Raw genomic sequence first — 12,484 nt, forward strand, 5'->3', positions numbered from 1 at the left:
GTATAAAGATTCAATCCCAGATTGAGCAAAATTAACACTTAAATTACACAATGTAATTAATAACATTCATTGTTACGAAAAAATTGAAACTTCTTTCTCAAAACCTGAGTTGACAGTCACATTCCCCAAAATAATTCAAACCTCATGACGTATATTGCCACCAAATACATGTCGAGGTTGTTATGAAAATATATCGTCTACTATTCGTTAGTTGCTTATTTCTGTTGGGATGTGCTTCAAATCAAGCGTTCACTCCGATCAAAGAAGATCCCTATTGGGCAAGCGCCGAGCTGGCCAATGGCATGAAATACCACATTTATCCCAATCAAAAAGAACCCGTTTCCATCCGCTTGATTGTTCACGCAGCGGCATTTCAAGAAAACAATCAGCAACAGGGCTACGCTCATTTTCTTGAGCATATGGCTTTTAATGGCAGCGCTCATTATGCCGGAAATGATGCGATCAAAACCTTTGAGCAATCAGGTGTCAGTTTTGGTCCTGACATCAATGCTTATACTGCTTATCAAGAAACGGTTTACAAACTGGATTTACCCGATAACCAAGCGGTAGAGCCAGCTCTGGTCTGGTTTAGAGATATTGCCGATGGTATAGAGCTTACTCCCACATCGGTTGAAAATGAAAAACGCGTGATCATGGGCGAGTTTCGTTTTTCACGTAGAGAGGAGAAGAGCTACGCTCAAAACGTTTATGAGCACATGATTGCTAATACTTTATATGCACAACATGATCCCTTGGGCACCAAAGAGAGCGTAAACCAAGCGACACCCGAAGGGATTGCCGATTTTTACCGCACTTGGTATCAGCCACAACTCACCGAAATCGTTATCGCTGGCAATATCACATTAGAGCAAGCCACGGCATTGATAGAAAAACATTTCGCTAGCTGGGAAAAAGGCAGCACGCCAATGCCGACTAGAAATCACAGCATTACGGCCAATAATACAGATTTTGTGGGTTACATTGGTGCCAATGACTCACCGAACATTAGCCTATTCATCGACCGTGGCGAGCAAAAAATAGCCAGCCGTGAACAACAAGCCCAGTGGTGGCTCGATGATATCGCCCAGCAACTGATACAACAGCGGTTATCCAGCAATTTTAGTGATGCCAACCTTCCGGCACTTTGGATTTATTCCCAAACTATCCCGTTTGAAACCCAGCGCTATTCGTTTGCAGAGGTCGGGTTTCCAGTGGACTCAAGAGAAGCATCGCAAAATCTCTTCTTCTCCACACTTGCTGCACTGCGTGATCATGGTGTGAGTGAGCAAGAGTTTCAGGCGATTTTCCGTCAGTATCAAGAGATGCTAGCGAACTTCGATAACAATTGGCAAAAAGCCACCGCGATAGATTTAGTCGAAGAAAAAACGCTGGCGCGCACATTGGATCAACCGATCCAGTCGCATTTAGACCGACGGTCGACGTTAACCGAATTTATCTCGACCACCAACAGTGCCATGCTCGATAAACACCTTCGCAAATTATTGTCTAGCGACTACCAGATCAATATTGGGTTGGATAAAAGTGAAGACAACGAATCCGTCGTCGCGACACTGCCAACACTCAAAACCCTGTTTGCCCAAAAAGGGCGGCCACCGCTATTGCAAGAGGTCAATCAAGCTTTTGTAACACCTACGCAGATAGGTGCTATTTTGTCGGAATCTCAACCTCAAGAGCCGATGGATATCACCACTTGGATGCTAAGTAACGGTGTTGAAGTGTGGTATCACAGAGACACTAACGCAGGGGAAAAAGTGTATGCCTCTTTGGCAAGCCTTGGTGGTAAAGCAAGCTTAGAGCCCGATTTGCGTAAAGCTTCTGAAGTGCTTATTCCGAGTGCCATACGCGGTGGAATTGGTAACTTTAGCGGCTCTCAGTTGGATAATCACCTGAGAAGACACGGCATCATATTGAATCCCTACATCGACTTTACGTCGCATGGTATCAGCCTTGAATCATCTAAAGATGAGTTAGCCGAAGCGTTTGCGGCCCTTTATACGGCGATGACAGCCATCAACATCGACGACAGCCATCTGCAGTTAACAAAACAAGAGTTTAAGCAAAATCGTGATACTTTTCTTCGCTCACCCATTGGCCAGATGGCGCTCGCCATTAATCGCAATAGCTATCTGCCGGACACCACTCATTGGTTATACGAAGGATCGGACATCAATACGGTGAGTGTTGAGCAACTGATGCAAACCCATGATGATCTCTTTAAGAAAAATAGAGGCTTTAAACTCTTTATTACCGCAGACATTAAACCTGCCGAACTGAAACCGCTATTGCGTACCTATGTAGCGTCATTAACCTTCAGCTCTGCACCTGAGGTCGATTATCGCATTGATTATCGCGCAGACTTTCAGCCTCGAATCGACATGGCGATCAATGACGAAAAAAGCAGTGCCTATCTTGCCAGAGTGATCAGTAACGACCCGGAACACAAATCGGCTACTACTATCTTTATGGATGATATGTTGTGGCGTGTGGCAAACCGCCGCATGGTGAGTCAGGTGCGTGAACAGCTAGGGCTGGATTATGCTCCCAATGCTTTTTCGGTTTCAGCCGATAGTGAACCACATAACGATTGGCTATTTAGCGTGGATATTTCATCCAATGATGTCGATACCGCAGAGCAAGCCATTGATAAGCTGATTGACAGTTTATCTGTCGAAATAACGGAAGAGGAAACGCTCACCGCAGCGAAACAATTGATTGCCGATCTCAAACCACTCAAAGACGACCCCAAGCAGATGAATTGGTTTATTCAACGTTATTCACTGCACGGGTACGGCATCGATGCGTTGTTTAACATAGAGCAAACGGCAAACCGAATCACCGCACAAGAGATGACGTTGAGAGCCAAGCAAATTTTTAATCACCACAACAGACGAACCAAAATTATTATGCGCCCGAAAGCGAAATAACAGCAGTAGAGTCAACCCTAGGATACTCAAACTGCCACCGCTCTCCTCTTGAGGGGCAACAGTTTGAGTATCAATCAGAACACGTACCCCATTTTGAGTGGCAACATAATATTTAGGCGCCTCTGCCCCTGTAAGAACGCGCTGAATCCAGCTCTGATAATCATAAAGCTCCGTAAATACCGAGGTGATCGGTTGGTTAGTATCGCCACATAGTGAAGGCCCAAAGCTGGTTAAACCAATTTGAATGTATTGCGAGCCATTAAACCAATAGACAGGCCCACCGGAATCGCCAGAACAGGTGGAGTTTTTATATGCACCGCTTACCGCACCATCAAAACAGATCTGCTTTGAGGTCAGTGCCGAGCCATAAAAAGCGCTACAGACGGCATTACTAACAAAAGTGAGGGTCGTTTCTTGCAACTGCTTATTAGCATTCGGGACATTACCCGCCACGTAGCCATGCCCAATCGCTTTGTAATTATTGCCAGCAGGGTAATCATTATTTAACTGAGTATTGAGTAGCGCAGAATAGTCCGCCACATTGAGCGGTGTTTCGAGCTTGATAATCGCAATGTCATCACGCCAGAGTGCGCTGGACGAATTGATGTAAGTACTGGGGTAATAAAAAGCCGCCGCGCGCGATATCTGGATATTCCCGTAGGGGAAATCGGCCACATTATCCAACTGAGGCACTACCACCGTATAAAGCATGGTATCTTTTTTACCGTAAATACAATGAGCTGCCGTCAAAATAAACTGTGAATTGATAATACTCGCCCCACAAAAACTGTTGGTACTATACTGAGCGCTGCTTTGATATAAAAGGCTAGCAAAAGAAGGGTAAGTGGCACTGCTGGTATCCGAACCATTCACAATGTAAGGCTGGAAATCAACCGCATAAGCATTTGCTGATAGCATCGCACTGAACAGTATCCATTTGTACATCCATCACCTCGTCACTCATCTAGAAAGATACGCGTGTATCACTTTCAAGTTTAGCGCCCTAAGTAGAACCTGCTCAAAAAAGGCAATAAAAAAGCGACCTAAACAGGTCGCTCGAAATCAATAAGGGTTCAACGTCTACGAATGAAGGGAATAAACATCAGCAGTAAAGACCACCCGCCGAATGAACCGCCACTGTCAGAAGGTGGGTTTAAATAAGCTTGGCGTTTCGCTTCTGTTGCGACAAATTTTGGTGGTTCAGAACCAAGCAGAACACTCTCTATCCAAGTAGAATAGTCAAGGATTTCCGTAAATACCGATGGAGCAGTAACCAGTGGGTCTCCACACTTGGTATTTGGCCCGAAGCTGGTTATACCAACTTGGATATAGTTACCGCCAATATGCCAAAATAACGGACCCCCAGAATCGCCCTGACAGGTTGCATTTTGCAGCCCCGTAGAACCTATCGCCCCTTCCATACATAAATTAGTGTCTGTGGTGGAAGTGTAATTGCAATATACATTAGCCACATAGGTTAAATTAGTTTTCTGTAGATACGTTTTAGTATCGACATTAGAGGCAGTATTACCATGCCCAACGGCAATAAAGGTTTCACTTGATGAACGATAAGTACTATCAGAATTTGCGGTAGGCCGCGTTAAGTAGTCAGCAGACGACACCATTGTCAAAGGCGTTTCAAGCTTGAGGATCGCAATATCATCCAATAAGGTGGTGTTGTTATAAGTTGATGGATAATAGATTTCTGCCACTCGCGCTTTTTCTAATATGTTGAATGGAAAATCTGTTTCAATTTGCAGCTTAGGTACAATAGAGGTAAAAAGCTGATTTGCACTATTACCATAAACGCAGTGCGCAGCCGTCAATACGTATTGGTTATTGAGTAACGAAGCACCACAATAACTTCCTTTTCCATATGAACCGTTATAAGCAATTTGATCAAAAAACAAGCTCGCTATAGAAGGAAACTCCGTCACGCTTGCATCCGTACCGTTTACTATGTAGGGCTGAGCATCAACGGCGAACACATTGCCAGAGAAGGCGAGCGAAGAAAAAAGTACTACCCATTTGTTCATCATGTCATTCCTTATCACTTTGAACCCAGATAGTACTTAATCCGTTATCGATATGAAACATCTTTAAATGCACTTTTATTACATTTTATGATGCTTTAGCCGCGATAATAACGCTGAGCCACAAACGGCATTTTCTCAACCACCATAGGCAGCATTTTTCCGCGCACATCAGCAAAAATTTCTGTGCCTATCGCTGATAAATCAGCTCGGATATAGGCCATAGACACGGGCTTTCCGGCCGTCGGTCCTGCTGTACCACTGGTCACTACGCCTATATGCTGGCCATCGGCATCAAATAGCTCCGTTCCTTCACGTACTGGCGCTTTAGTTAACCCCACTAAACCTACACGTTTACGTGCAACATCTTTGCTTTCGATCTGCCCAAGAATGATGTCTGCACCCGGGAAACCACCCGCACGCTCACCTTCAGCACGACGCACTTTGCTTATCGCCCATAACAAGCTCGCTTCAACTGGCGTTGTGGTGGTATCGAGATCATGCCCGTAAAGGCACAAACCGCACTCTAAACGCAGTGAATCGCGCGCGCCCAGACCAATCCATTCCACTTCTTCATAAGCGGTCAGTTTACGCGCCAATGCTTCGGCCTGCTCTGCCGGTACAGAAATTTCATAACCATCTTCACCGGTATAACCACTTCTGCTGACAATGCATTGAGCACCGTCGATGTCCATTAGCTGAATATCCATAAAGTGCATCGTCATCACTTGTGGTTGCAGGCGAGCTAACACTTCAGCGGCTTTTGGCCCTTGCAGCGCTAACAGCGCGCGATCGTCAATGACTTCGAGCTCAACACCTTGTGGCAAATGTGCTTGTAGATGAGCAATATCTTGTGCTTTACAAGCCGCATTAACCACAACAAACAGATGATCATCAAGGTTAGCAACCATCAAGTCATCCATGATGCCACCTTGTGCATTGGTGAAAAAGGCGTAACGCTGCTTGCCTGCTGGTAAGTCAATAATGTCGACCGGAACCAATGACTCCAATGCTTGCGCAGCATTGGCTCCATGCAAACGAAGTTGGCCCATATGCGAAACATCAAACAAACCAGCCGCCTCGCGAGTATGCAAATGCTCTTTCTTTACCCCTAATGGGTACTGAACGGGCATGTCATAGCCAGCAAATGGCACCATTTTCGCTCCAACTTCGATGTGCAGCGCATGTAAAGGAGTAGTGAGTAGTGTTTGATTTGCATGTTCTTGAGTCATTTTTATCTCCATTTCAGCCGACCCAGCAGGGAATTCACCACCAAATTTTGGCTATTATGTCCAAAGAAGAGGAAACCATGTTTCCAATAGTGAACAAGAATGCGCCCGTTCGGACGGATTAACAAGTTCAAAACAAGATGAATTGTCAAAATTAACAACCCAATCACAATTAAAAGTCGCGAGATGCTTACCATCGCCTGAGCTAAAAGTGATTAAAAGCACACTACAGAGGGCAAAGCCAACAAATAGCAAACGATTGCTGTCACTATAAGAAACTTCGCGTTTTCACACTCATTTTGCCGTAACCCACAAAATCAATGCATCCTCTTCGCTGACAGAGACCAGCATGTGCCCCATGTTAGCGTCGTAATAAACGCTATCACCTTCCGCCAATCGAACCGGTTCATAAAATTCGCTATAGAACAAAACTTCACCCGTGAGGATCAACAAAAACTCCTCACCATCGTGACGAACCCAGTCACTGTACTCTTCAAATGCACGAGCTCGCACTCGGCTTTTAAACGGCATCATTTTCTTATTAGAGAGCTGCGTGGCGAGCAATTCATGCTCGTAAGTTGGGGTGGGATGCGGTTTGCCCTGACCAATACGAGAAATATCCCTACGACCTGTTGCCACAATTTTCTTTGGTGGCTCAAATAGTTGAGGCATATCTATCTGCAATCCATGAGCGAGTTTTTGCATCGCTTGGTAGGTTGGAGAAATCTGTTCGTTTTCGATTTTACTCAATGTAGATCGAGCTAATCCTGTCCGCTGGCTCGCCTCTTCTAGCGTAATCCCAAGCTTAGAGCGGATCTCTTTAATACGTTGCCCAAGCTTAAGCGGTTCGATCGTTTGTTCACCAGTTTCCTTGGCCAAGGTCAACGATGGGTACTCATCATAAATGTCTTCAGACATGCTTTCCCTCGATTGTTATCTTCCTGATTTCGGCCATCATTGTGGCATAAAGCCAACGCAAGGTTAAAGAGGCTGCACGTAAATAAAGCGTGCTCTTGCTTACAAAAAAAGAAACCATGTTTCCTATAGGAAATTTTTGATTGATTGTTTATAAGTCAAAGAGTATGTTACTGACTTGTTAGATAAAGAGATGCAGTTTACCACTTATTGCGGTTAGGGATTTAACAAGGTTTAAGTGGCTTTTCACCCCGTATTGTTGGGGTTGCAATCCAGTTTAAGGATAACTGACACTCTGCTTTGTTGTCGCCTAACGGCTTAACGATAAGGCAGCCACTAAAAAGGAATGACGGAATGTTTAGCCAATCCGTCGGATTATTGGAAGGTCATCTACCATGAATGCCAACGTGAACAAAAGTTACCCCAACCACTGCCTTGAGAGCTTTTTCTCAACCAACCTTGCTGCCACTGATGATGCTGTCTTTGCGGGTATTCAAGCCGAATACGTGCGCCAAAATGAACAAATTGAGCTGATCGCCTCAGAAAACATCGTTTCAAAAGCCGTTATGCAAGCGCAAGGTACTTGTCTCACCAATAAATATGCAGAAGGCTACCCCGGCCGTCGCTATTACGGTGGTTGCGAACACGTTGATACCGTCGAAACCATTGCGATTGAACGTGCAAAATCCCTATTCCATTGTCAATACGCCAACGTGCAGCCGCATTCAGGCGCACAAGCTAATGGCGCGGTGATGCTGGCTTTACTGCAACCGGGTGACACGATTTTAGGTATGTCTCTGGATGCCGGAGGCCACCTCACTCATGGCGCTCGGCCTGCTCTCTCTGGTAAGTGGTTTAATGCTATTCAATATGGTGTCGATAGCACGACCTTAGAAATCAATTATGATGATGTACGCAGCCTCGCGTTAGAGCATCAACCAAAGATGATCATTGCGGGCGGCTCTGCCATTCCTCGCGTGATTGATTTTGCCAAATTCCGAGCCATTGCTGATGAAGTGGGCGCGCTCTTAATGGTCGATATGGCGCATATTGCCGGATTAGTCGCCACTGGTGCTCACCCAAGCCCATTGCCGCATGCCCACGTTGTCACGACCACCACACATAAAACCTTGCGCGGCCCACGAGGCGGTATGGTTTTGACCAACAGCGAAGAGATCAGCAAAAAAATTAACTCGGCGGTTTTCCCCGGCCTGCAAGGTGGCCCGTTAATGCACGTAATTGCGGCCAAAGCGGTAGCACTAGGCGAAGCGTTAGGCCCTGAGTTTCATCGTTATATTGATTCGGTGATCGATAACGCAAAAGTTCTCGCCGAAGTATTGCAAACTCGCGGTTGTGACATTGTGACTGGCGGGACTGACACTCATCTCATGCTTGTTGATCTTCGCCCTAAAGGGCTGAAGGGGAATATAGCCGAACAAGCATTAGAGCGTGCAGGAATCACATGTAACAAAAATGGCATCCCATTTGATACCGAGAAGCCTATGATTACTTCGGGTATTCGTTTAGGTACGCCAGCTGGAACCAGCCGTGGTTTTGGTCGTGAAGAATTCAAACTCATCGGTGAGTGGATTGGCGATGTTCTCGATGGCCTTGTTGTGAGCCCAGAAGGAAACAGTGATGTTGAGCAACGTGTGCGCAAACAAGTTAAAGCGCTGTGCCAACGCTTCCCACTCTACCAATAGCCTTTTAAAATTAAACACAAGTTCAAATCAATACGATACTTTTTTGGAGATAAAGCAATGGACAATACACTGAAGTTTGCAGATAGCCACGAGTGGGTGCGCGACAACGGTGACGGCACAGTGACCATCGGTATTTCTGAGCATGCGCAAGAGATGCTTGGTGACGTCGTGTTTGTTGACCTACCTGAAGTAGATACAGAAATTGATGCTGGAGACAGTTTTTCTCTGGTTGAATCTGTCAAAGCCGCTTCAGATATTTACGCACCGATTACAGGTGTCATCGTTGAAATCAACGAAGAGTTAGAAGATAGCCCAGAACTCATCAACGAAGAACCGTATGAAGGTGGCTGGATTGTGAAAGTGAAGATGTCTGATGCTTCTGAACTCGACAATCTAAAAAATGCAGAAGAGTACCAAAACTCTATCGAAGAAGATTAATTAGCCCATCACGGATCAAAGCTGCCCAGCATGGGCGGCTTTTTTTTAAGGTCGCACACGATCTTTGAAAAGGTAAAGGAAATGACTGAATTACTTCACAGCCCACTGCTTAGCCAGTTAAGTACCGAAAATGAGTTTGTTGCACGCCACAACGGACCCAACCCAGCCGATCAACAAAAAATGCTCAACGCGATTAACGCCGAAAGCTTAGCCGCGTTAATCGAACAAACCGTTCCTGCGCAAATTCGTTTAGAAAGCCCAATGTCCCTTGCTGCGCCTAAAAGCGAAGCCGATATGCTCAGCGCGATAAAAGTATTTGCCAATCAAAACCAGATTAAACGCACGTTCATTGGTCAAGGTTACTACAACACCTTCACGCCGAACGTCATTTTGCGTAACGTACTGGAAAATCCGGGCTGGTATACGGCTTACACGCCCTACCAGCCAGAAATCTCTCAAGGTCGTTTGGAGTCGCTACTTAACTACCAACAAATGGTGATGGATTTAACAGCAATGGATATTGCCAACGCGTCGCTGCTCGATGAAGCAACGGCCGCTGGCGAAGCAATGACACTGTGTAAACGCGCAGGAAAAAGCAAAAGTAACGTCTTTTTTGTGGCGGACGATGTTCATCCACAAACCATTGAAGTGGTAAAAACTCGCGCTGAATTTATCGGTTTTGAGGTACAAATCGGCGCACTCGACTCATTGCCTGAACAAGATGTGTTTGGCGCGCTGCTGCAATACCCAAGCACCACAGGTGAAGTGCGTGATTTAAGCGACCTGATTGCTAAAGCGCAAGCCAATAAAATCTTGGTTACTGTTGCCACGGATTTACTGGCCAGCACCTTGCTGAAACCAGCAGGTGAAATGGGCGCGGATGTCGTGATTGGCTCAGCTCAACGTTTCGGTGTCCCTATGGGTTACGGCGGCCCACACGCCGCCTTTATGGCCACGCGTGAAGCGCACAAACGCACTATGCCCGGCCGCGTGATCGGAGTGTCGATTGACGCCAAAGGTAATCCAGCACTGCGCATGGCAATGCAAACTCGCGAGCAGCACATTCGCCGCGAAAAAGCGACCTCGAACATCTGTACCGCGCAAGCTCTGCTGGCTAATATGGCCTCGTTTTATGCGGTATATCATGGCGCAGAAGGGTTGCGCACCATTGCGCGCCGTACTCATCATATGACAGCAATTCTAGCGGCAGGCTTAACTCAAGCGGGCTACGAATTGGTACACAACAGCTTCTTTGACACGATTACCTTAAAGAGTGCCGCTCAAACTCAAACGCTCTACGCAAAAGCGCAGCAAGCCGACATCAACTTACGCCGCTTTGATGACCAACTAGGCATCAGTTTAGATGAAACCACCACCACCGCTGATCTTGAAACCCTGTTTGCGGTTTTCGATATTAAGCAATCGGTAAGCGCGCTGTCGGCAGAAATTGCCGCCAACGAATTTGCAGCGATTCCAGAACACTGCCGTCGTCAATCTCGCTTCCTAACGCATCCTGTGTTCAACACCTATCACAGCGAAACGCAAATGATGCGTTATTTGAAAAAACTTGAGAATAAAGACTTTTCATTAACTCACGGCATGATCCCGCTTGGCAGTTGCACCATGAAACTGAACGCCGCAGCCGAGATGATCCCTGTCACTTGGCCTGAATTTGGTTCGATCCATCCATTTGCACCGAAAGAACAAGCCGCAGGTTACGCCGCTCTCGCTAAGGATTTAAAAGAAAAGCTCTGTGAAATCACAGGCTATGATGCCTTCTCGCTACAACCGAATTCCGGTGCTTCTGGCGAATATGCAGGACTTGTAGCGATTCAGCGCTACCACAAAAGCCGTGGTGAAGGGCACCGTAACGTCTGCTTAATTCCGAGCTCAGCACACGGCACCAACCCTGCAACCGCTTCAATGGTTTCGATGAAAGTAGTGGTCGTGAAATGTGATAATAACGGCAACGTTGATATCGCAGACCTCGCAGACAAAATTGAGAAGCATAAAGAGAACCTCTCTAGCATCATGATCACTTATCCTTCAACGCACGGCGTTTACGAAGAACAAGTTAAAGAAGTCTGTAACATGGTTCACGCCGCAGGCGGCCAAGTTTACCTTGATGGTGCCAACATGAACGCGCAAGTTGGTTTGACCAATCCGGGCTTTATTGGCTCTGATGTTTCTCACCTCAACCTGCACAAAACATTCTGTATTCCACATGGCGGCGGCGGCCCAGGTATGGGACCGATTGGTGTAAAATCTCACCTAGCGCCTTTCCTACCGGGACATATTGAAGGGGGAGTTGAAGGCAGCGATCACGCCGTATCTGCGGCCGATTTAGGCAGCGCTTCTATTTTACCTATCTCATGGGCTTATATTGCCATGATGGGTGCAGAAGGCTTAACTACGGCTACTCAAGTCGCTATTTTAAATGCTAACTATGTGATGGAAAGACTGCGCCCACACTACCCTATTCTTTACCGTGGTAGTAACGGCCGCGTAGCGCACGAATGCATTATTGACATTCGTCCGCTTAAAGAAGCGACAGGTATCAGCGAAGAAGACATTGCTAAACGTTTGATGGATTATGGCTTCCACGCACCGACGATGTCCTTCCCTGTTGCTGGCACCTTGATGATTGAACCAACCGAATCGGAAGACTTAGCCGAATTGGATCGCTTCTGCGAGGCGATGATTGCGATTCGCGCCGAAATGGAGAAAGTTCAATCAGGCGAATGGCCATTAGCCGACAACCCGTTAGTGAATGCGCCGCATACACAATCGGATCTCGCAAGTGATGCATGGGCTCACCCATATTCTCGTGAAACGGCTTGCTTCCCATCCACTCATACTCAGGCATCAAAATACTGGCCAACCGTGAGCCGCGTCGATAACGTATACGGTGACCGTAACCTTGTCTGCTCATGCCCAAGTATCGATAACTACCAAGAGTAGGTACTGATGTTGATGGCTCGCCGTCACAGTTTATGATCATCATTTTAGGTTGTGACTGACTTTGTTATCAATATTCAATAATAAAGGCGAACTGAGAAGTTCGCCTTTTTGTTAGGCTGTAAAACGATTTTTGGACAGAACCTTGTTAGTGCTTTTGATCTAACAAGGTTGTTTTCAGATAAGAAAAGGTATCTTGAAACCATGAAAGTTTAAATAGATCACATAACGTTTTCTGCAACAAATTCCCGACGGTGGAGATT

7 protein-coding genes and 1 pseudogene are annotated in these 12,484 nt (G+C 46.2%); 4 read left to right on the forward strand and 4 right to left on the reverse strand.

Going from position 1 to position 12,484, the window contains the following annotated elements:
- Nucleotides 1-302: 302 nt before the first annotated feature.
- Nucleotides 303-2,720 (forward strand): annotated as a pseudogene (locus tag B9J84_RS04730) (M16 family metallopeptidase); the annotation flags it as partial.
- A 75-nt stretch (nucleotides 2,721-2,795) separates the two neighbouring features.
- Here the strand turns inward: B9J84_RS04730 and B9J84_RS16310 are convergent.
- From B9J84_RS16310 to B9J84_RS04750, 4 genes are all read right to left on the reverse strand, one after another.
- The gene (locus B9J84_RS16310) at nucleotides 2,796-3,890 is read right to left on the reverse strand and encodes a trypsin-like serine protease (protein WP_176429692.1); all 1,095 of its coding nucleotides are present in this window, start codon (nucleotides 3,888-3,890) and stop codon (nucleotides 2,796-2,798) included.
- Between the two features lie 128 nt (nucleotides 3,891-4,018).
- Entirely contained in the window at nucleotides 4,019-4,999 is a 981-nt protein-coding gene (locus tag B9J84_RS04740; protein ID WP_094123648.1) for a trypsin-like serine protease, read from the reverse strand.
- Between the two features lie 77 nt (nucleotides 5,000-5,076).
- Nucleotides 5,077-6,210, reverse strand: coding sequence for a glycine cleavage system aminomethyltransferase GcvT (gene gcvT / locus B9J84_RS04745; protein ID WP_026028185.1), 1,134 nt, complete (start codon nucleotides 6,208-6,210; stop codon nucleotides 5,077-5,079).
- 291 nt (nucleotides 6,211-6,501) lie between these two features.
- The gene (locus B9J84_RS04750; protein WP_010320321.1) at nucleotides 6,502-7,125 is read right to left on the reverse strand and encodes a helix-turn-helix domain-containing protein; all 624 of its coding nucleotides are present in this window, start codon (nucleotides 7,123-7,125) and stop codon (nucleotides 6,502-6,504) included.
- Between the two features lie 392 nt (nucleotides 7,126-7,517).
- On the opposite strand from B9J84_RS04750, the gene B9J84_RS04755 reads away from it, so the two are divergent.
- The 3 genes from B9J84_RS04755 (at nucleotide 7,518) to gcvP (ending at nucleotide 12,224) form a co-directional block, all read left to right on the forward strand.
- The gene (locus tag B9J84_RS04755) at nucleotides 7,518-8,825 is read left to right on the forward strand and encodes a serine hydroxymethyltransferase (protein ID WP_017043957.1); all 1,308 of its coding nucleotides are present in this window, start codon (nucleotides 7,518-7,520) and stop codon (nucleotides 8,823-8,825) included.
- Nucleotides 8,826-8,882: 57 nt separating this feature from the next.
- Nucleotides 8,883-9,263, forward strand: a complete 381-nt coding sequence (gcvH, locus tag B9J84_RS04760) for a glycine cleavage system protein GcvH (protein ID WP_013868476.1) — start codon at nucleotides 8,883-8,885, stop codon at nucleotides 9,261-9,263.
- Nucleotides 9,264-9,344: 81 nt separating this feature from the next.
- Nucleotides 9,345-12,224, forward strand: a complete 2,880-nt coding sequence (gene gcvP, locus B9J84_RS04765) for an aminomethyl-transferring glycine dehydrogenase (RefSeq protein WP_094123649.1) — start codon at nucleotides 9,345-9,347, stop codon at nucleotides 12,222-12,224.
- Nucleotides 12,225-12,484 lie beyond the last annotated feature (260 nt).

Origin of the sequence: Vibrio sp. V03_P4A6T147 (assembly GCF_002241085.1) — a bacterium.
GTDB lineage: Bacteria > Pseudomonadota > Gammaproteobacteria > Enterobacterales > Vibrionaceae > Vibrio > Vibrio anguillarum.